Genomic DNA, 19,781 nt, shown 5'->3' with positions numbered 1-19,781 from the left:
ATGAGCCTGTTCGTACTCGCTGATCTTCACCTGTGTCATGAAGATCCCGAAAAGACTATGAGTATCTTTCCGGGGTGGACAGACTATCAGGAGAGGATCGAAAAGAACTGGACCGAGCTCGTCAAAGAAGATGATACAATCGTACTTCCCGGGGATATATCATGGGGAATGACTCTTGCAGAGGCTGCTCCTGATTTCCGTTTTATAGAAGGACTTCCCGGGAAAAAGATTATCATAAAGGGAAACCACGATTACTGGTGGTCGACCATGCGGAAAATGGAGGATTTTCTTGAAGCAGAAAGGTGTTTCTCGATAAAAATACTGCATAATAATCATTTCAGATATGAAAACTACGGTATATGCGGTACAAGAGGCTGGGTCAATATGCCCGGTGAGACTCAGGACGAAAAAGTTCTGAAAAGAGAAGTACAGCGTCTTGAGACATCTATACTGTCTGCTTTGAAAGAAGAATTGGAACCAATAGTGTTCCTGCATTATCCACCAATTTTTGCAACTAATTTCAATTACGACATACTTGAGATACTGTACCGGTATAAAATAAAAAATTGCTATTATGGGCATATACATGGGCGTTCAGCACATGAATTATGTGTAAAAAACACCTATGATGACATTAATTTTCATCTGATTGCAGGTGATTATTTACAATTTATACCTGAAAAAGTCTTGTGATTTGTGCATTATACAGAAGTGTGGAAAATCAGTAGAAAAATTTTCGGAAATGTGGTATAATATACCAAGTATGTTATATAAATATTGGAGGACGTATCAAAATGAGTTTAAAATCATCAAACAAAACAGATGTGAATACTACCGAGTTAGTAATTTCTATTGACGCAGCTACCTTTGAGGAAGCTGTTGAGAAGGAATATCAGCGTCAGAAGAAGAATATCCAGATCAAGGGCTTCAGAAAGGGCAAGGTTACAAGAAAGCTTGCTGAGAGAGAGTTCGGTGAGGGTGCTTTCTACGAGGGTGCTATCAATTCTCTTCTCGGTCCCGAGATCGATGCCGCTGTAAAGGAGACAGGTCTTGTTCTCGTTGACAGACCCAACGTTGAGGTTAATTCTATCGACAAGGAGAACGGCGTTGAGATCAAGGCTGTGTGCGTAACAAAGCCTGAGATCGAGATCTCTGACTATATGGGTATCAAAGCTCCCAAGGAAGTCAAGAAGATCACAGATGAGGATATCGAGAAGCAGATCGACATCATCAGAAAGAAGAATGCTCGTATAGTTTCTGTTGACGACAGAGCAGCTCAGATGGACGATGAAGTTGTTATTGATTTTGAAGGCTTCTTCGGCGATGAAGCATTTGAGGGCGGCAAGGGTGAAGATCATCCTCTTCGTCTTGGCAGCGGTCAGTTTATCCCCGGATTTGAGGATCAGATCGTTGGTCACAACATCGGCGATGAGTTCGATGTAAATGTTACATTCCCCGAGGACTATCAGATGTCTGATTATGCAGGCAAGGCTGCTACATTCAAGTGCAAGCTCAAGTCTATCAGCTATGAGGAGCTTCCTGAGATCAACGATGATCTCGTAAAGGATGCAACCGAGTTCGAGACCGTTGCCGAGTATAAGGACGATATTAAGACAAAGCTTGAGGAAGCTGCTGTAGGTCAGGCTGATTCTGGTTTTGAGAATGCTGTAATGAACGCTCTTATCGAAAAGGTAGATGCTCCTATTCCTAATTGTATGTTTGAGCAGAGAATAGATGCTCTTATGAGATCATTTGAGCAGCAGCTCCAGCAGCAGGGTATGGACATAAAGCTCTACTTCCAGTATACAGGCATGGATATGGATTCCTTCAGAGAGACATACAGAGACAGAGCTGTCAGCGAAGTTAAGCTCAGACTTGCTCTCGAGAAGATCGCTGATCTTGAGAACATCGAAGTATCAGAGGAAGAGATCAATAACGGTCTTGCTGATCTTGCTGCTGCTAACAATATTGATGTTGAAACAATAAAGAGATTTATCCCTGTTGAAGATTATGTAACAGATCTCAGAGTTCAGAAGGCTATTGAGCTTGTTAAGGAAAATGCTGTTGTGGATAACTCTGTTGCAGAGGAAAAGGCTGAATAATTCCTTTTCCGACATATAAATCAAAATAATCCGAGGTTGTCCCGCAGCAATTGTGGGACAACTGTTTTTAAAGAAAGGGCGATATACTATGAGCGTACTGGTACCTTACGTTGTTGAACAGACAAGCCGAGGAGAAAGATCATATGATATTTACTCGCGTCTGCTCAATGACAGAATAATTATGCTTTCCGATCAGGTTAATGATGCAACAGCAAGTGTTGTAGTTGCGCAGTTGCTGTATCTTGAAAGTCAGGATTCGGAAAAGGACATATCACTTTATATAAACAGCCCCGGAGGTTCTGTAACAGCCGGTATGGCAATATATGATACTATGAATTATATCAAGTGTGATGTTTCGACAATCTGTATCGGTATGGCTGCTTCTATGGGAGCATTTCTTCTCTCATCCGGAGCAAAGGGCAAAAGGATCGCACTCCCGAACAGTGAGATCATGATACATCAGCCGCTTATCGGCGGCGGATTAGGCGGTCAGCAGACTGATATTATGATCCACGCAAAAAATCTTGAACGCACAAGAGATCGTCTCGAAGAAATTCTTGCTAATAATACAGGTAAGAGTATTGAAGAGATACACGCTGCTTGTGAACGTGACAATTATATGACAGCCAATGAAGCTCTTGAATACGGGCTTATTGACAAGGTGATAACAAAAAGGTAGGGGTTATTAAATGGCTGAAACGTTTAAATCGTGCAGCTTCTGCGGCAAAGGGGAAAACAGGGTACGCAGTATGTTTTCTGCAGGTTCATCAAATATATGTGATGAATGTGTAACTTATTGCTATGAGATGCTCTATGGTCCGGGTGTTGCTAAAGCTCACAGAAAGGCTGCAAAGCCGGAATCTGAAAATGATACTTCTCTCATTAAGCTTATGAAGCCTAAGGAGATCAAGGCTTTTCTGGATGAATATGTTATCGGACAGGACGATGCAAAAATTTCTCTTTCAGTAGCCGTATATAATCATTATAAGCGAATAATGAGCCAGGATAATGAAAAGAATCTTGTAGATGATGACGGCGTTGAACTTCAGAAGAGCAATGTCCTTCTTCTTGGTCCGACAGGTGTCGGAAAGACTTTTCTTGCCCAGACTCTTGCTAAGCTTCTTAATGTTCCTTTTGCAATTGCAGACGCTACAACAATTACAGAAGCAGGCTATGTCGGCGATGACGTAGAAAATGTCCTTCTCAGACTCATTCAGGCAGCAGATTTTGATATAAAGGCTGCCGAAAGAGGCATAATCTATATAGACGAGATCGATAAGATAGCCAGAAAATCTGAAAACACTTCGCTTACAAGAGACGTAAGCGGCGAGGGTGTTCAGCAGGCTCTTCTGAAGATAATAGAGGGTACTGTATCAAATGTTCCTCCACAGGGAGGTAGAAAACATCCTAATCAGGAAGTTATCCAGATCAATACAAAGAATATTCTGTTTATATGCGGCGGAGCTTTTGACGGTCTGGAAAAACAGATACAGAAGCGAATAGGCAAGTCCACTATCGGTTTTGGCGGCGAATTAAAGCCTCATTCCGAAGAAATGGACAATATCTTCAAGAAGGTCGTACCGAAGGATCTTGTAAAATTCGGTATGGTTCCAGAGTTTGTCGGCAGACTTCCGGTTATATCTGTTCTTGAAGAGCTTGACGAAGCTTCTCTCGTAAGAATACTTACTGAGCCCAAGAATGCTCTTATCAAGCAGTATAAGAAGCTCTTCAACTATGATGATATAGAACTTGAGATCAAGGATGATGCGCTTGTAGAGATCGCTAAAAAAGCTATCGTTCAGAAAACAGGTGCCCGCGGACTTCGTTCTATTCTTGAATCCATTCTCATGGATACAATGTTCACTGTTCCGTCTGACGGAAACTTTCACCAAATCAAAGTTTGGTGAAAGTTTAGGTGGAGTTTTAACACTACGCCATGAACATGGGGTCTATATCTTCCTTATTAGCTATACCATATGAATACCGGAATTTCTCACATATTTCATTCATTAAATCACTCCTTGCTTTGTAGGTTATGTAGTCGGGAGCGTTGGACGGATTCCGACTACTTTTTTATTTGCTTGTCTTCTCAGCTTGCAAGCGTTCTATTTATACTTTGAACTGTTCATTCACTTGTCCGTTTATAAACCTTATTACTTGACAAAATCATTATTTGATGATATACTATTTTAAAGAGCGAACCGCTCGATTGTGACTAATGAGATTGACGGCTATTTGTGCTTGTCAATCTCTTTCTTTATACCTTGATATAATTTATATTTTTTTGGAGATGTACATTGATGAAACGTCTTTTTACTATGGATATGAAGGATTACGATCTTTCATTTTCACGATTTATTCGCCCATCTGTAAGAGCTGTTATAATTTGCTGCAATAAAGTCGCTATGGTTTATAGTAAAAAATTTGATTATTATAAATTCCCGGGCGGAGGTATTGAAAATACGGAAGACAAAATGTCCGCCCTGAAGCGTGAAGTTCTTGAGGAAACAGGACTTTCCGTAATTGAGGACTCTATAAATGAGCTTGGTTCGGTACTTAGGATCCAAAAGAGCAGGTTTGCTGAAAACGAAATTTTCGAGCAGGAAAACTTTTACTATTTCTGTCGTGTCAATAGTAATATCAGCTCACAGTCTTTGGATCAATATGAATCTGACGAAGGTTTTACGCTCGAATTCGTAACTGCCGAACACGCAATATCTGTAAATCGTTTTAATGATCATTCAGATTATGACAAATATCTTATTGAACGCGAAGCCAGAGTTCTTGAATATTTATTGGAGAAGGATTATTTATGAAAAATCTGAACAACGATTCAAACCCTGAATTTCTAAATGAATATCTTGTACATATGAAAATAGTAAAGCTTCTTGCTGAGCGTACTATTGAAGAATATTATACAGATATCAGACTTTTTCTCAGATTTGTGTATGAAAATACGCATAATACCGGAAAAGACCTTGAAGATATTGATATTAAGGATTTTACAGTTTCCGATCTCAGAAATATCTCAATTTCTGATATTTATAACTTTATCTTTTATACTTCTGACGAAAGACATAATAAGGATAGAGCGCGTTACAGAAAAATTTCTTCTCTCAGAAGCTTTTTTAAATACCTTGAAAAAGTAGCACATATTATCGAAAAGGATCCTACAAAAGACCTTGATGTGCCTGTACCCAAAGCTTCTTTACCAAAATTTCTTTCTCTGAACGAAAGTCTAAGACTCCTGGAAACAGCTGATAATGCCGATTCCAAACGCGATTATTGTATTCTTACTTTGTTTTTGAACTGCGGTATGCGTCTAAGTGAACTTGTTGGCATTAATATAAAGGATATTGATTTTTACGAGAATCGTCTGAAGGTTCTTGGCAAACGAAGTAAGGAACGTATGGTTTATCTCAATCCCGCTTGCATTGATGCTCTTAATAAATACCTGGCTATAAGAAAAAGTAATCCCAAGGCTGCTGATGAGCCTGCACTATTTATCAGTAATCAGAACAGGCGCATATCCAAACGCCGTGTTCAGCAAATAGTTGAAGAGACTTTGCAAAAAGCCGGGCTTGACGGAAAAGGCATAACCACTCATAAACTGCGCCATACTGCCGCTACACTTATGTACCAATACGGTGATGCAGATGTTCTTACCCTCAAAGAGCTTCTCGGCCACGAAAGCACATCCACTACCGAGATATATACTCACCTTAATAATGAAAATGTAAGAAATGCTGTTGAAAGCAATCCGCTTGCTAAAGTTAAATCTGACGAAAACGAAAATAAATAGTATTTTGAGTGTTGCAAATTATATCGATTTGTAGTATAATATTCTGGGAGATTTAATAGTTAGTAATCGGAGGTCACATATATATGTGCGGAATTGTAGGTTTTTCAAATAATGTAAGCGATGCTGACGAAGTTCTCGGTAGAATGCTTGACAGAATCAAGCACAGAGGACCAGATGCAGAGGGAAAATACATAGATGAAGGTATTGCGCTTGGTCATCGCAGACTTAGCATTATAGACGTAAGCTCAAGCGGAGATCAGCCTATCTTCAATGAGGACGGCTCACTTGTAATTATTTTCAATGGAGAGATATATAATTACAGAGAGATCCGTGAAAAGCTCATTGAAGCCGGACATAAATTCAGTACGAACACAGATACAGAGGTTCTTATCCATGGTTATGAAGAATACGGTGAAAAGCTTCTGAAAATGCTCAGAGGTATGTTTTCCTTTGTCATCTGGGATAAAAATAATAAGGAACTTTTCGGAGCTCGTGATTTTTTTGGCATAAAGCCAATGTATTACGCTAACATGAACGGTACATTTATGTTCGGTTCTGAGATAAAAAGCTTTATTGAGCATCCTTCATTTGTTAAGGAGCTTAATACAAATGCACTTGAGAATTACCTTACATTCCAGTACTCCCCTACTTCAGAAACGTTTTTTAAAAATGTTTACAAGCTCCCTCCGGCACATTTTTTCAGATTCAAGAACGGCAGATTTGAAGCAAAACGTTACTGGGATGTACATTTCAACGCCGATGAAAAAACTCAGCTCGAAGATTGGGTAAACAGAATATCCGATACTTTCCATAATTCCGTTGAAGCCCACAAGATCGCCGATGTAGAGGTAGGTTCTTTCCTGTCGAGCGGAGTCGATTCAAGTTATGTAGCAGCTATAGCAGATGTCGACAAAACCTTTACTGTAGGATTCGGTTCCGATGAAAAGTATAACGAAATAGGCTGGGCAAAGAACTTTTCAAAGGCCATAAATAAAGAGAATACAAGCAAAGTTATTACACCTGATGAATACTGGAACAGTCTTTCAATGATACAGTATCATATGGATGAACCGCTGGCTGATCCTTCTGCTGTTGCACTTTATTTTGTATGCAATATTGCGTCCGATAAACTAAAGGTCGTTCTTTCCGGAGAAGGAGCTGATGAGATCTTCGGCGGATATAATGTATACAGTGATCCAAACGGAACAGTTTATGACAGGCTGCCGCGGATTATCAAACGAGGAGTCGGAAAAATCGCAGAAAAACTTCCTGCAAAGCGCGGAGTAAACTTCTTTGTGCGCAAGGGCAAGGACGTTGAGGAGCGCTTTATCGGTAATGCATATATGTTCAGGCCTGATGAGCGCAAGGAACTCCTGAAAATAAAGACAGATGCCCCGGATCCATGTGCAATAACAAAACCATTCTATGACAACGTCAGAAACAAAGATGATGTTACAAAAATGCAGTATCTTGATCTTCATATGTGGATGGCAGGAGATATTCTGCTTAAAGCTGATAAAATGAGCATGGCCAATTCACTGGAGCTTCGTGTCCCCTTCCTCGATAAGGAAGTGATGGCTCTTGCGGAAAAGATACCCACTAAATACAGAGTTACGCACGATAAGGGTACCGATGAGACAAAATATATCACAAAATATGCTATGAGACTGGCTGCAAAAAAGGACACTCCGGAACAAACAGCCAAAACAGCTGCAAAAAAGAAGCTCGGCTTCCCTGTACCTATTAGAGTATGGCTAAAGAAAGATAAGTATTATGACCTTGTAAAGAGTTATTTTGAGAGCGAGAGTTCAAGACAGTTCTTTAATACCGCTCCCCTTCTAAGACTTCTTGACGATCATCGCAGCGGCAAAGCAGATAACAGCAGAAAAATATGGACTGTGTTTATCTTCCTGATATGGTATAAGGTATATTTTGAAAATAACGGAAAATATTGATATACAGGAGAATTTATGCCAAGTATAGTTACTTATAAATATATAAAGCAAAATCCCGATATTATGGAGTATATCAGAAGAGCAGACAAAGCTCTTGAAGCTCTTGGATATACCGAACATTCATTTCCTCATGTGGAAAGAGTGGCACATGTATCTTCGATGATACTCAGTGAACTGGGATATGAAGAAAGAACAGTAGAACTTGCGAAAATCGCTTCTATAATGCATGACATCGGAAATGTTATCAACAGAGTCGATCACGCGCAAAGCGGCGCTGTAATGGCCTTCAGGCTTCTTGATAATCTCAGTATGCCCGCAGACGAGATCTGCTCGATAATATCAGCCATCGGCAATCACGACGAGGGAACCGGCCAGCCATTGGACGCAATCTCGGCGGCAATGATAATTGGTGATAAAACCGATGTACGCCGCAGTCGTGTGCGCAATACGGATCTTCTTACTTTTGATATACATGACCGCGTTAATTATGCCGTTGAACAGTCCAATGTAAGATTTAACGACGATAAGACCTCTATAATACTTGAACTCCAGATAGATACACAGATCTCATCTGTGCTTGAATACTTTGAGATATTCATGGAGAGGATGCTGCTTTGCAAAAGGGCATCAATGTATCTGGGCGTTCAGTTTGAAATGATCATAAACGGAAGTAAAATACTGTAATTCATACAACGGAGGTTTAATATATATGTTTTCAGAATATCAGCATCTTATTGATCTTAATGACTACCCTGTTTCTTGGTGGAAAAAAGTCGTAGAGCTCGGTGAGGAGATATACAGCGATCCTGCTGCTTTTGCTCACGAATGTGACGGGAAGATAATGGCTACTCTTTTTTACGAGCCTTCCACAAGAACGCAGATGTCATTCCAGACAGCTATGATAAGACTTGGCGGTCAGATCATCGGATTTGATAATCCTGCCAATTCATCGGTAGCAAAAGGCGAAACTATTAAGGATACTACAAAGATCGTGAGTAATTACGCTGATGTACTTGTTATACGTCATCCTATTGCCGGAGCTGCAAAAGCAGCATCCCTTACTGCTGACTGTTCTGTTATCAACGCAGGTGACGGAGGGCATCTCCACCCTACACAGACACTGACGGACCTTCTTACTCTAAAGATAGAAAAGAAAACTCTTTCAGGTCTGACGATCGGTATGTGCGGAGACCTTCTGAATGGAAGAACTGTTCATTCTCTCTGCAAAGCTCTCAGTATGTTTGAAAATAACAAGTTCGTCTTTATATCCACATCCGAGCTGGGAATGCCTGCTTATATAAAGGACATCATCAAAGCTAACGGCAGCAGCTACACTGAGGTAAACACTCTTGAAGAAGCTATCGTAGATCTTGATGTGCTTTATATGACAAGGATACAGCAGGAAAGATTTGCAAGTGAAGAGGAGTATCTGGCTCAGAAGAATACCTATGTTCTTGACAGAAAAAAAATGCTCCTTGCTCGCAAGGATATGATAGTTATGCATCCGCTGCCGCGTGTTGACGAGATCACTGTTGATGTGGATGATGACGAAAGAGCTATGTATTTCAAACAGGCCAAATACGGTATGTATGTAAGAATGGCTCTTATTATGACAATATTAAAGGAAAAGAAGCAGTCAGAGACTCTTAAGGGCAAGGTGTTCGGCGGAGTCAAGTGCTCTAATCCTAAATGTATAACAAATCACGAGGAGTACCTGCCTAAGAGCTTCCGTTCAAGCGGAGACGAGACACTCCTTGAATGTGAGTATTGCGACGAAAGAAAACTTATATAATAAAAAGCCTCCTGATTTTTTCAGGAGGCTGATTTTATAATGTTGCATAAAGGTTGGTTTCCCATGCAGGAATATAAAGCTGATGTCTTATAAAAAGCTTATAAGACGGATTGAGCTTTTTGATCAGAAGCGGGATCTCAAAAATATCCTCGTTTCTATGATACAGAGATACCATCATTTTAGGTGCATAATGAGCGATGGTCAATGCAGCTCCCCAGATAGCTTCACGTTCAAAGCCTTCAACATCCATTTTTATTATGGTCGCAGGCTTTTTGGCAAGAATGCTGTCAACTGACAAAGCCCCCACCATATTATCGGAATTGGCGCTGATAGCCGACTGACGGCCTGCTTTTGCCGAAAACGGAAGCTCCGTATCAATGCACCATGCTGCAGAATTATATGCGTAAACATGAGGCATACCATCAACGAATTTCGCAAGCTTCTTGAAATTCTTCTTATCAGGTTCAAGAGCGTATATGGACACATATTTACCATGGGTAAATTCAAGGATCTCCTTGATAGTGTCACCGTTGTAGGCACCAAGATCAACATATATTTCGTTGAGGTTAGGCTTGATTATTTTCTTGTATATCTCTGCTTTTGAAGTAGTAACAGCTGAAAGATACTCTATTTTGCCGCTGATTTTAAAGTTTATGATATTGGCATATACCTTTCTGGAGTAGTCATCTGCAAGGCTGTCATAAACCTGCTGTATCTTATCGGCATTCTGTTCACAGTATTCATATGTAAACAGGCCGCCGCCTATAACAGGCACGTCAGGTACGTATAATGTGTGCCTTGAAGCAATATCCTGCACCTTGTCGACTATTTCCTGATAGCCTGCAGCAAATGCAAGTACTACCACAAAATCATCAACTGCTTCTTCTATCTCTGAAAGCTTATGTACTCTATACCCCTCGAATGAATGTCCGCGTACAAAATCATCACTTGCAAAGATACCTGCTACTGTTATTTTCATTTCACGGAAAACAGCCATTATCTTCAATGCGCCGTCTCCCATTCCGTATATGAATATAGGACGTTTTTCAGCTTTTAGCCTGTCCCAGCTGGATTGTTTTTCAGTAATAAACGAGAGCATTCCCACAATCACCTCTGAAATCAATAATCACCATCGTCGTGCATATCGTCGTAATCGTCATAGTGATCGTGAGCTGAATGGAAGCCCATCATATCTCTTCCTCTTATGCCGTATTTATCACGCATGATGGTGAGGTATTTATCGATCAGTTCAGAGACCTTCCTGACATTCTTTACACAGTGAACTTCTTTTGAAGGAGTATCGGCATCACGACTGTATATAATTATCGTTCCGCAGTTGAAAAGGCGCTGGAAAAACGGATATTTTACTTTCTTATCAGTGATCTTGTAAAGATCTATCTCATCCTCGTCTATATTTAGAAAACCGGTACGTGTAATGAACTTGGACTCGGTAAGATAATAACGTGTAAAAGTAAGAGGCAGACCGAAAAGTGAACGTTTTTTATCTGTCCATACATAGTCGAAAGCATTTTTTTTCATAACCTTAATCCTCCAATCATTAAAAGGCAGACCTCTGTACATATATTTTACCACATAACGCATTAATAGTCAACCATCTTCTTTAAGAAAACTGTCAAAACCGCGGATATACCGCTGGATACAAATATATTTTTCGCAAAAATTCGAAAAAAGGCTTTACAAAAGTGTTTTTATGTGGTATAATATTATCACCGTGTACTTGGTTCGGGGCTTGTCCTCGACTTTCACCCCCTACTGAGTTAACGGAATATTTATTTAAGAGGTGCTTCAAATGTTATTGAAGGATGAAAAGACAGCCGTTATCGAGGCTAACAGAACACACGAAAACGACACAGGTTCTCCTGAGGTTCAGATCGCTATTCTCACAAGAAGAATCAATGATCTCACAAACCACCTCAAGAGCCACAAGAATGACCACCACTCAAGAAGAGGTCTTCTCAAGATGGTTGGTCACAGACGTAACCTTCTCGGATATCTTAAGAAGAAGGATATTAACAGATACCGTGCTATCGTAGAGAAGCTCGGTCTCCGTAAGTAATTATGAGTGTAAAGGCAGTGGGGTATTATTATACCCTTCTGCCTTTATGTCTATCAGAGTGAAGGGATTAGAAGTCAGAGGCAAGAGTCAGAAAACTATTGTTCTGGTTTTTACCTCTAACTTCTAAAGGCTCTCCTCTGACAAAAATTTTAAAAATGGAGGCTAAACAGATGTTTGAAAACTACAGAACTTTTGAAACGACATATGCGGGCAGACCGCTGGTTGTTGAAACGGGTAAGACCTGCGGACTTTCTAACGGTTCATGCTGGGTAAGATACGGTGAGACCGTTGTAATGGCAAACGTTACCGCAAGTGCAAAGCCCAGAGAGGGCATTGATTTCTTCCCTCTTTCAGTTGATTACGAAGAAAGACTTTATTCGGTAGGAAAGATCCCCGGTTCATTCACTAAGCGTGAGGGCAAGCCTTCCGAAAAGGCTATCCTTACATCAAGATGCGTTGACAGACCTATTCGTCCCCTCTTCCCCAAGGATATGAGAAATGACGTTTCTGTTGTAATGACTGTACTCGCAGTTGAACCAGATAACTCACCTGAGATCGCAGGTATGATAGCTACATCTATCGCAATCTCTATTTCCGATATCCCGTGGAACGGACCTATTGCAGGTATAAATGTAGGTCTCGTTGACGGTGAGATCGTACTCAATCCTACTCTTGAGCAGAGAGCTAAGACTGATCTGACTCTTACTGTTGCAGGTACTGCCGATAAGATCGTTATGATCGAGGCAGGCGCTAACGAAGTACCCGAGGATACAATGCTTGACGCTATTCTTAAGGGACATGAAGAGATCAAGAAGATGGTATCTTTCATTAATGACATCCGTGCTCAGATCGGTAAGCCCAAGTTCGAGTTCGAGTCAATGGAAGTAGATCACGATATGTTTGATGCTATCGAGGCATTTGCTTCTGACAGAGTCAAAATCGCTCTTGATACAAACGACAAGAATGTACGTGATGAGAGACTTGCCCCCATCATTGATGATATTCACGCTAACTTTGACGAAAAGTACCCCGAGCAGATACCCATGATCGACGAGTGTATCTATAAGCTTCAGAAGAAAATCGTTCGTACATGGCTCTATGAGGGCAAGCGTGTTGACGGCCGCGGAATTGATGAGATCAGACCTCTCGCAGCTGAGGTAGGAGTTCTTCCCAGAGTTCACGGTTCAGGTCTCTTCACAAGAGGTCAGACACAGGTGCTCACTATTGCAACACTCGGTCCTGTAAGCGATGCTCAGAAGATTGACGGTCTCGACGAGGAAGATTCGAAGAGATATATGCACCAGTACAATTTCCCGAGCTACTCCGTCGGTGAAACAAAGCCCAGCAGAGGTCCCGGACGCCGTGAGATTGGTCATGGTGCGCTTGCTGAGAGAGCACTCGCTCCTGTTATTCCTCCTGTTGAGGAATTCCCCTACGCATTAAGACTTGTTTCTGAGGTTCTTTCTTCCAACGGTTCTACATCACAGGGATCAATATGCGGTTCAACTCTTGCTCTTATGGACGCAGGCGTACCGATCAAGGCTCCCGTTGCAGGTATTTCCTGCGGACTTATCACACTTCCCGACAGTGATGAGTTTATGACAATGGTAGATATCCAGGGTCTTGAGGACTTCTTCGGCGATATGGACTTCAAGGTAGGCGGTACTCACAAGGGTATCACAGCTATCCAGGTCGATATTAAGGTAGACGGACTTACACCTGCTATCATAAAGGAAGCATTCGAAAAGACAAGAAAGGCTCGTCTGTACATCCTCGACGAGATCATGCTGAAGGCTATTCCCGAAAGCAGACCTACTGTTAACAAGTATGCTCCCAAAATGCTTCAGACAAAGATCCCTGTCGACAAGATCCGTGAGGTTATCGGTCAGGGCGGTAAGGTTATCCAGAAGATCTCAGCTGACTGTGACGTTAAGATCGACATCAGCGATGACGGTAATGTATTTATCAGCGGTGTTGATGCTGACAATGCAAACAAGGCACTTCAGATCGTTCATACAATTGCTAATGATCCCGAGGTAGGCGCTATTTACAAGGGCAAGGTAGTAAGAATCATGGACTTCGGTGCATTCGTTGAAATTGCTCCTGGTAAGGACGGACTTGTTCATATATCCAAGCTGGACAAGCAGAGAGTTGAAAAGGTAGAAGACGTTGTTTCTATCGGCGATGAGATCGTTGTTAAGGTAACAGAGATCGACCGTCAGGGCAGAATCAATCTCTCACGCAAGGACGCTCTTGCAGACATCGAAGCTAAGAAGAACAACTGATTATAGTTATAATAAAAATTCCGCGTACTAATTCTTTACGCGGAATTTTTTTGTTCAGATATCAAAAAAGCAGCTATAAAAGCTGCTTTTTTCTTAATGATAATGATGGCTGTCCTTGAGTACCATTTCCTTGACCTTCATAAGAGATGTTGTAGTGCTTCTTTCGTTTTCCGAAAGCTTCATAGTTATATACTTTATAGTTTCCTCATAATCCGGAATCATTATATGCTCCAAAGCATTTACACGGCGACGGGTCTTTTCGATCTCATCTGCCATTAGCTGACAGGCCTTTTCAACCTCTGCAAGCCTTATCATCATTGGGAAAACAGCACTTAAAGCACTTACTGCACCGTCAAGGTCGATGGAAGTAAAAGCCATGCCGTATGAATATATATCGTTTGTATCCTCGGTACGGAATTTAGGTTTGAACTCTGGAATATAAACGCTCATGACATTTTTATCATTTACTTCAAGCTCAACCTCCTGCTTTGGCAGCATGAGAGCAGTTTCAAGAACCTCTCTCTGCATCACAGAGCCCGCAACAGCCATATACCGATTGGCTTCATTTATAGCCTTTTCGACCTCGTTTCTCAGCTGTCGGTTTTCTCTAATGAGGTTCATGAACTGACGCATAAGTTCGTCTCGCTTATCCTTGAGAAGCTTATGACCTCTTCTTGCTGAAGCAAGCTTTTTTTTCAGCTTGCTAAGCTCCATACGGGTGGGATTAACATTCAGTCTTGCCAATCAGCTCACCTCAATTCTGAGTATCATAATACTTGACCAGATATTCCTCTCTGATTCTGCGAAGCTCGCTTCTCGGAAGGAGTTTCAGAAGCTCCCATCCTATTGAAAGTGTTTCTTCAATACTTCTGTTGTTTTCAAAGCCCTGAGAAACATATCTTTTCTCAAATTCATCAGAAAACTTAGCATAGAGCAGATCTGTAGGTGTAAGAGCAGCTTCGCCAAGTACTACCATAAGCTCCTTGGCATCTTTTCCACGGGCGTATGCCGAGAAAAGCTGGTTCATGGTATCGGAATGATCAGCACGAGTTTTTCCATCGCCTATTCCCTTATCCTTAAGACGGGAGAGTGATGGCAGAACATCAACAGGAGGATTTATTCCCTTTCTGTAAAGCTCACGTGAAAGTATTATCTGTCCCTCAGTGATATAACCTGTAAGGTCAGGGATAGGATGAGTTTTATCATCCTCCGGCATAGTGAGGATCGGTATCATGGTGATACTTCCCTCTTTGCCGTTCTGACGGCCTGCACGTTCATATATTGTAGCCAGATCGGTATACATATAACCCGGATATCCTCTTCTTCCCGGAACCTCCTTACGTGCAGCCGATACCTCACGAAGAGCATCAGCATAGTTTGTAATATCTGTAAGGATGACAAGAACATGCATCCCCTTTTCAAAAGCAAGATACTCCGCAGCTGTAAGTGCCATTTTAGGAGTGGCAAGACGTTCAATGGCAGAATCGTTTGCAAGATTTATAAAGAGTACAGTTCTGTCAAGTGCGCCTGTGCTCTTGAAGCTCTGAACAAAGTATTCTGATTCCTCAAAAGTGATACCCATTGCAGCGAATACTACAGCAAACTGCTCGTTTTTACCGCGCACCTTAGCCTGACGTGCAATCTGTGCTGCGAGCTGTGCATGAGGAAGTCCGCTGGCTGAGAATATAGGCAGCTTTTGACCTCTTACAAGTGTATTCAAACCGTCGATAGCAGATACTCCTGTCTGTATGAACTCCTGAGGATATTGTCTTGCAACAGGATTCATAGGCAGTCCATTTACATCCATACGCATATCAGGAATTATTTCTGGGCCGTCGTCTATCGGTCTGCCCAGACCATCGAATACTCTTCCCAGCATATCTTCAGATACACCGAGTTCCATCTGGTGACCTGAAAAAACAACACTGCTATCCTGTAAGTTTATACCTGCAGCATTTTCAAAAAGCTGCACAAGTGCATTTGTACCGTCTATCTCAAGAACACGGCAGCGGCGTTTTTCACCGTTTTTAAGTCTTATTTCAGCAAGTTCGCCGTATTTTACGTTCTCAACATCCTTTACCAGAAGAAGGGGACCTGCCGCTTCTTCAATTGTTCTGTATTCTCTTGGCATCAGTCTTCCTCCTTATTGATTAATTCGTTGAGTTCTGAAGAGATCTCTAAAGAAAGCTTCTGGAATTCGGCATCCGTCTTTTCTTCCTCAATATACTTGAAACGACCGATTTTTTCTCTAACAGCCAGATTGGCAACGCTCTCCACATCTGCGCCCTTACTGATAGCATCCCCCGCCTCATCATTGAAGTTCAGAATAAGCTTCATCATATAAAGCTGTTTTTTAAGACTTGTATATGTGTCTACCTCATGGAAAGCCAACTGATGCAGGAAATCCTCACGTATTGAACGTGCTGTTTCCATTTTAAGACGATCCTTTGCTGAAAGAGCATCCATACCGATGAGCTTTACAATCTCTTTAAGTTCAGCTTCATCGTGAAGGATCTGCATAAAACGTGCTCTTGACTTCATCCAGTCTTTAGATACATTATTGTCGTACCATTGGGCCAGTGAATCTGCGTAAAGAGAATAGCTTGTAAGCCAGTTTATAGCTGGGAAATGTCTCTGATAAGCCAGGTTTGAATCAAGTCCCCAGAATACTTTTACTATACGGAGCGTAGCCTGGGAAACTGGCTCGGATATATCTCCTCCGGGAGGTGAAACTGCTCCGATTACCGAAAGAGTTCCCTCTCGTTCATCTGAACCATTGGATATAACTCGGCCTGCACGCTCATAGAACTGTGCAAGACGGCTTCCGAGATATGCAGGATAACCTTCATCACCCGGCATTTCCTCAAGACGTCCTGACATTTCACGAAGCGCCTCTGCCCAACGTGATGTGGAGTCAGCCATAAGAGCAACAGAATAGCCCATATCCCTATAATATTCTGCAATAGTGATACCTGTATATACAGAGGCTTCACGTGCAGCAACAGGCATATCCGATGTATTGGCTATAAGAACAGTTCTTTCCATAAGGGATTTGCCTGTGTGAGGATCGATAAGCTCCGGGAATTCATTCAAAACGTCTGTCATTTCGTTTCCGCGCTCACCGCAGCCTATATAAACAATGATATCAGCCTCTGCCCACTTTGCCAGCTGATGCTGTGTGACTGTCTTTCCGCTTCCGAAAGGTCCGGGGATAGCGGCTACGCCTCCCTTAGCTATCGGGAACAGACAGTCAACGACTCTCTGACCTGTAACAAGAGGCATATCGGGCGACAGCTTCTTCTTATAAGGTCTGCCTCGGCGGACGGGCCATTTCTGGAAAAGAGAAAGCTCTCTCTCCCCTTTTTCTGTTTCGATGATACATACCGTATCATTTACGTGGAATTCGCCCTCCGAGATCTTCTTTACAGTACCGTTAATGCCGTTTGGTACCATTATTTTGTGAAGAACTATATCAGTCTCGGGAACTGTACCGATCACGTCTCCGCCAATGACTTTGTCACCGACCTTTACTGAGGGAGTAAACTTCCAAAGCTTCTCTCTCTTTAATGAAGGAACTTCAACTCCGCGCTGCAGATTGTTTCCGCATACTTTTCTTATATCATCAAGCGGACGCTGAATTCCGTCGAAAATACTTCCTATGAGTCCTGGACCAAGCTCAACGCTCATTGGCTCGCCTGTTGATTCGACGTTCTCACCAGTGCCGAGACCTGAAGTCTCCTCATATACCTGAATCGAAGCACGATCACCGTGCATCTCTATTATTTCACCTATAAGCCGCTTTTCGCTGACGCGGACAACGTCAAACATATTAGCGTCCCTCATACCTTCTGCAACTACAAGCGGGCCTGAGATTTTAATTACTTTACCTTTGCTGTTCATTTCTGTTTATCCGCCTCTTTCCTAATTCAATATATCCGAACCGACAGCCTTTTCCACTGCCTCATGCAGAGCTCTCATGCCGTCGCCTGTATTACCCTCTATTGCAGGTATCAATATTATCGCCGGAAGCTTACAACTTCTGTATTTTGCAATAGTATCGGTAACCAATGCTGCGGCAGGTTCGGTAATGTATATGACTGCAAAATCATTCGCCGCAAGTCTTGAAATGAGTTTTGAAACCTTTTCAGGCTCGGTTTCACGAAATACAGAAAGTCCGAGAGCAGCAAATCCTGAAACACTGGCACTATCGCCTATAACTGCGGCTTTATACATAAAGCTTTCTCATCCTTTCTGTTATTGTTTCCTTATCTGCACCGAATTCCTTGCATACTGACAAGATACGAAGATTTTTGATCTCAGCCTCTTTGGCAATAAAGTAAGCGGCAAGAGGCTCAGAGCCGAAAGCAAGCATTCTTGCGTCTTCTGCCAGTTCCATTATCACATCATCACACCATTTTTCGTACTTTGCTGACGACTCCTTCAACAAAGCGGCCGCTTCACTGTAATGCGTCGTTTCAAGATATGTGAATAACTGTTCTGTTCCCGCAAGAGCAGATTTGATAAGCTCATCCTTTTCAATCTCTGGACTGCCGCAAACAGCATTTTCCATAAACTGCGCAGATTTACCGAGTATACAGCATCTGTATGCTGTCTTTATGTCAGAGCAGGCAGTTATCAGCTGAGCGTATTTTTTCATGAATTCAATACCGCATTCTTCCGAAGATTTCTGTACAGCTTCGAGAGCTGATCTGTCAATAAATGAATCAGAAAGCTGACCGTCCAATGTTTTTGTCAGAAGCTCATAAGCCTCTAAAGCAGTTTTCTGCATATACTTCGGCAGCAGATCATATTCCTTTTTGCTCACAGCATCAGTAAGTTCTGAAAGACCAATATTTGAAGGAGCAATATAATACTGCTCGGGATCTCTGTTTGAGATGATCGCTTTAAGAACAGCCTTGAGATTATGAAAATCATTGCGATAGAGCAGGATTTTCAGTTCCTCACAGTCGGGAGCATATTCGCAAAGAAAGTTCCATACATCATTCAGATCTGCCAACTGATTACCCGTTCTGGAAGAAAAGATAGATTTAACTTCGCTTTTGCTTCTTGCATTAATAAGCTGTTCAATATCACTTTTCCCGAGCAGAGTGTTCTCCATTGCTCTGACAGCACCGACAGCATCAGCGTATTTTGTTCCGTTCATACTATCACCTACCCGAACAGCAGCCTTGCTGCGGTATCCTTTATATCATCCTTCTCTGCTTCTATTATAGCGCGAAAGCTGCAATTCTCGGAAACAAGACCGTAGCTTAGGATAAAACCGTTTTCTATATCGGCGGTATTCTTCGAGAGCGTGATACTTCCACCATTCTTTTCAGCAAGCTCTTTTAATCGAGGCATAAAATCATCCGGAACACGGTCAAGGTCTTTTTTGCAAAGCGTCAGTTCTCCCTTCTCGGGTTTGAGATTACGAGTTATGAGTCTTACCATCAGATCAAAATACTCTTCCGAAGGTAATGAATCCAGCTTGCTTATTGTTTTTTCAATAGTTTCATTTATAAGCCCAATCTTGCAGGCAAGGAGCTTTCTCTTCATTGCCGCATCAACAGATGCACATGAATTTTCATAATCTTTTTCGGCACGATTTTTTGCTTTTTCAAGGCTATCTTCATATGCCTTGCGAGCTTTTTCATCACCTTCGGCGATAATTGCCTCCGCCTTGCTTTGTGCGGCTTTCAGTATGCTTTCCTCAGACTGTTTCTGCTGAGTTTCTATAAGGTTTAAGATTCCGTCAAGTCCTGACATAT

Annotated in this window: 19 protein-coding genes; 11 read left to right on the top strand and 8 right to left on the bottom strand. The window is 41.8% G+C overall.

The features are described from left to right. The 9 genes from RF007C_RS08640 to pyrB all read left to right on the top strand — a co-directional run bounded on the left by RF007C_RS08640 (window position 1) and on the right by pyrB (window position 9,651). Window positions 1-693 carry a metallophosphoesterase gene (locus tag RF007C_RS08640; protein ID WP_037299140.1) on the top strand — a complete coding sequence of 231 codons (693 nt, stop codon included), beginning with the start codon at window positions 1-3 and terminating at the stop codon, window positions 691-693. A gap of 101 nt (window positions 694-794) precedes the next feature. Then, window positions 795-2,102 (top strand): trigger factor, encoded by a 1,308-nt coding sequence (gene tig, locus RF007C_RS08635; RefSeq protein ID WP_037299139.1) that lies wholly within the window; start codon window positions 795-797, stop codon window positions 2,100-2,102. Window positions 2,103-2,190: 88 nt separating this feature from the next. After that, on the top strand, window positions 2,191-2,781 hold the full coding sequence (gene clpP, locus RF007C_RS08630; protein WP_019678690.1) for an ATP-dependent Clp endopeptidase proteolytic subunit ClpP: 591 nt from the start codon (window positions 2,191-2,193) through the stop codon (window positions 2,779-2,781). A 10-nt stretch (window positions 2,782-2,791) separates the two neighbouring features. Then, window positions 2,792-4,009 carry an ATP-dependent Clp protease ATP-binding subunit ClpX gene (clpX, locus tag RF007C_RS08625; RefSeq protein ID WP_082316738.1) on the top strand — a complete coding sequence of 406 codons (1,218 nt, stop codon included), beginning with the start codon at window positions 2,792-2,794 and terminating at the stop codon, window positions 4,007-4,009. Window positions 4,010-4,402: 393 nt separating this feature from the next. Continuing rightward, window positions 4,403-4,918 (top strand): NUDIX hydrolase, encoded by a 516-nt coding sequence (locus tag RF007C_RS08620; protein ID WP_051456599.1) that lies wholly within the window; start codon window positions 4,403-4,405, stop codon window positions 4,916-4,918. Beyond that, a complete protein-coding gene (locus RF007C_RS08615) occupies window positions 4,915-5,904 on the top strand; it encodes a tyrosine recombinase XerC (protein ID WP_037299137.1) in 990 nt (329 codons plus the stop codon). Before RF007C_RS08620 ends, RF007C_RS08615 begins: the two co-directional genes overlap by 4 nt. Before the next feature lie 83 nt (window positions 5,905-5,987). Continuing rightward, window positions 5,988-7,859: an asparagine synthase (glutamine-hydrolyzing) gene (asnB, locus tag RF007C_RS08610; RefSeq protein ID WP_037299136.1), complete on the top strand. Its 1,872-nt coding sequence runs from the start codon at window positions 5,988-5,990 to the stop codon at window positions 7,857-7,859. A 15-nt stretch (window positions 7,860-7,874) separates the two neighbouring features. Further along, complete coding sequence (locus tag RF007C_RS08605) at window positions 7,875-8,543, top strand: HD domain-containing protein (RefSeq protein ID WP_019678683.1); 669 nt, start codon at window positions 7,875-7,877, stop codon at window positions 8,541-8,543. A 25-nt stretch (window positions 8,544-8,568) separates the two neighbouring features. Further along, on the top strand, window positions 8,569-9,651 hold the full coding sequence (pyrB, locus tag RF007C_RS08600) for an aspartate carbamoyltransferase (RefSeq protein ID WP_037299134.1): 1,083 nt from the start codon (window positions 8,569-8,571) through the stop codon (window positions 9,649-9,651). A gap of 34 nt (window positions 9,652-9,685) precedes the next feature. Here pyrB and RF007C_RS08595 read toward each other — a convergent pair whose 3' ends face one another. After that, window positions 9,686-10,750, bottom strand: a complete 1,065-nt coding sequence (locus RF007C_RS08595; protein WP_019678681.1) for an FkbM family methyltransferase — start codon at window positions 10,748-10,750, stop codon at window positions 9,686-9,688. A 20-nt stretch (window positions 10,751-10,770) separates the two neighbouring features. Then, window positions 10,771-11,190, bottom strand: coding sequence for a PH domain-containing protein (locus RF007C_RS08590; protein ID WP_037299133.1), 420 nt, complete (start codon window positions 11,188-11,190; stop codon window positions 10,771-10,773). Window positions 11,191-11,461: 271 nt separating this feature from the next. Between RF007C_RS08590 and rpsO the strand changes: the two genes are divergently transcribed. Continuing rightward, a complete protein-coding gene (gene rpsO, locus RF007C_RS08585) occupies window positions 11,462-11,728 on the top strand; it encodes a 30S ribosomal protein S15 (RefSeq protein ID WP_037299132.1) in 267 nt (88 codons plus the stop codon). A 170-nt stretch (window positions 11,729-11,898) separates the two neighbouring features. Further along, complete coding sequence (locus RF007C_RS08580) at window positions 11,899-14,013, top strand: polyribonucleotide nucleotidyltransferase (RefSeq protein WP_037299131.1); 2,115 nt, start codon at window positions 11,899-11,901, stop codon at window positions 14,011-14,013. 93 nt (window positions 14,014-14,106) lie between these two features. Here RF007C_RS08580 and RF007C_RS08575 read toward each other — a convergent pair whose 3' ends face one another. Genes RF007C_RS08575 through RF007C_RS08550 form a run of 6 tightly spaced genes read right to left on the bottom strand, consistent with a single transcriptional unit; the run spans window position 14,107 to window position 19,779 of the window. Continuing rightward, a complete protein-coding gene (locus tag RF007C_RS08575) occupies window positions 14,107-14,757 on the bottom strand; it encodes a V-type ATP synthase subunit D (protein WP_082316737.1) in 651 nt (216 codons plus the stop codon). Window positions 14,758-14,767: 10 nt separating this feature from the next. Beyond that, window positions 14,768-16,144, bottom strand: a complete 1,377-nt coding sequence (locus tag RF007C_RS08570) for a V-type ATP synthase subunit B (RefSeq protein ID WP_037299130.1) — start codon at window positions 16,142-16,144, stop codon at window positions 14,768-14,770. Next, a complete protein-coding gene (locus RF007C_RS08565) occupies window positions 16,144-17,913 on the bottom strand; it encodes a V-type ATP synthase subunit A (protein WP_037299129.1) in 1,770 nt (589 codons plus the stop codon). Before RF007C_RS08565 ends, RF007C_RS08570 begins: the two co-directional genes overlap by 1 nt. 21 nt (window positions 17,914-17,934) lie before the next feature. Beyond that, window positions 17,935-18,246 (bottom strand): V-type ATP synthase subunit F, encoded by a 312-nt coding sequence (locus RF007C_RS08560; RefSeq protein ID WP_019678675.1) that lies wholly within the window; start codon window positions 18,244-18,246, stop codon window positions 17,935-17,937. Then, entirely contained in the window at window positions 18,239-19,177 is a 939-nt protein-coding gene (locus RF007C_RS08555; RefSeq protein WP_037299128.1) for a V-type ATPase subunit, read from the bottom strand. Before RF007C_RS08555 ends, RF007C_RS08560 begins: the two co-directional genes overlap by 8 nt. Window positions 19,178-19,185: 8 nt before the next feature. Then, on the bottom strand, window positions 19,186-19,779 hold the full coding sequence (locus RF007C_RS08550) for a V-type ATP synthase subunit E (protein WP_037299127.1): 594 nt from the start codon (window positions 19,777-19,779) through the stop codon (window positions 19,186-19,188). Window positions 19,780-19,781 lie beyond the last annotated feature (2 nt).

It is taken from the genome of Ruminococcus flavefaciens 007c, from assembly GCF_000571935.1.
Classification (GTDB): Bacteria; Bacillota; Clostridia; order Oscillospirales; family Ruminococcaceae; genus Ruminococcus; species Ruminococcus flavefaciens_F.
Note: the sequence above shows the minus strand (reverse complement) of the source record. Positions and strands in the feature narration are given on the sequence as shown.

Excerpts from the sequence above, each read along its gene's own strand:
- RF007C_RS08555 (WP_037299128.1), bottom strand. The coding sequence starts at position 19,177 with ATGAACGGAACAAAATACGCTGATGCTGTCGGTGCTGTCAGAGCAATG.
- tig (WP_037299139.1), top strand. The coding sequence starts at position 795 with ATGAGTTTAAAATCATCAAACAAAACAGATGTGAATACTACCGAGTTA.
- RF007C_RS08590 (WP_037299133.1), bottom strand. The coding sequence starts at position 11,190 with ATGAAAAAAAATGCTTTCGACTATGTATGGACAGATAAAAAACGTTCA.
- pyrB (WP_037299134.1), top strand. The coding sequence starts at position 8,569 with ATGTTTTCAGAATATCAGCATCTTATTGATCTTAATGACTACCCTGTT.
- asnB (WP_037299136.1), top strand. The coding sequence starts at position 5,988 with ATGTGCGGAATTGTAGGTTTTTCAAATAATGTAAGCGATGCTGACGAA.
- clpP (WP_019678690.1), top strand. The coding sequence starts at position 2,191 with ATGAGCGTACTGGTACCTTACGTTGTTGAACAGACAAGCCGAGGAGAA.
- RF007C_RS08565 (WP_037299129.1), bottom strand. The coding sequence starts at position 17,913 with ATGAACAGCAAAGGTAAAGTAATTAAAATCTCAGGCCCGCTTGTAGTT.
- RF007C_RS08605 (WP_019678683.1), top strand. The coding sequence starts at position 7,875 with ATGCCAAGTATAGTTACTTATAAATATATAAAGCAAAATCCCGATATT.
- RF007C_RS08620 (WP_051456599.1), top strand. The coding sequence starts at position 4,403 with ATGAAACGTCTTTTTACTATGGATATGAAGGATTACGATCTTTCATTT.
- RF007C_RS08640 (WP_037299140.1), top strand. The coding sequence starts at position 1 with ATGAGCCTGTTCGTACTCGCTGATCTTCACCTGTGTCATGAAGATCCC.
- rpsO (WP_037299132.1), top strand. The coding sequence starts at position 11,462 with ATGTTATTGAAGGATGAAAAGACAGCCGTTATCGAGGCTAACAGAACA.
- clpX (WP_082316738.1), top strand. The coding sequence starts at position 2,792 with ATGGCTGAAACGTTTAAATCGTGCAGCTTCTGCGGCAAAGGGGAAAAC.
- RF007C_RS08580 (WP_037299131.1), top strand. The coding sequence starts at position 11,899 with ATGTTTGAAAACTACAGAACTTTTGAAACGACATATGCGGGCAGACCG.
- RF007C_RS08560 (WP_019678675.1), bottom strand. The coding sequence starts at position 18,246 with ATGTATAAAGCCGCAGTTATAGGCGATAGTGCCAGTGTTTCAGGATTT.
- RF007C_RS08595 (WP_019678681.1), bottom strand. The coding sequence starts at position 10,750 with ATGCTCTCGTTTATTACTGAAAAACAATCCAGCTGGGACAGGCTAAAA.
- RF007C_RS08550 (WP_037299127.1), bottom strand. The coding sequence starts at position 19,779 with ATGTCAGGACTTGACGGAATCTTAAACCTTATAGAAACTCAGCAGAAA.
- RF007C_RS08615 (WP_037299137.1), top strand. The coding sequence starts at position 4,915 with ATGAAAAATCTGAACAACGATTCAAACCCTGAATTTCTAAATGAATAT.
- RF007C_RS08570 (WP_037299130.1), bottom strand. The coding sequence starts at position 16,144 with ATGCCAAGAGAATACAGAACAATTGAAGAAGCGGCAGGTCCCCTTCTT.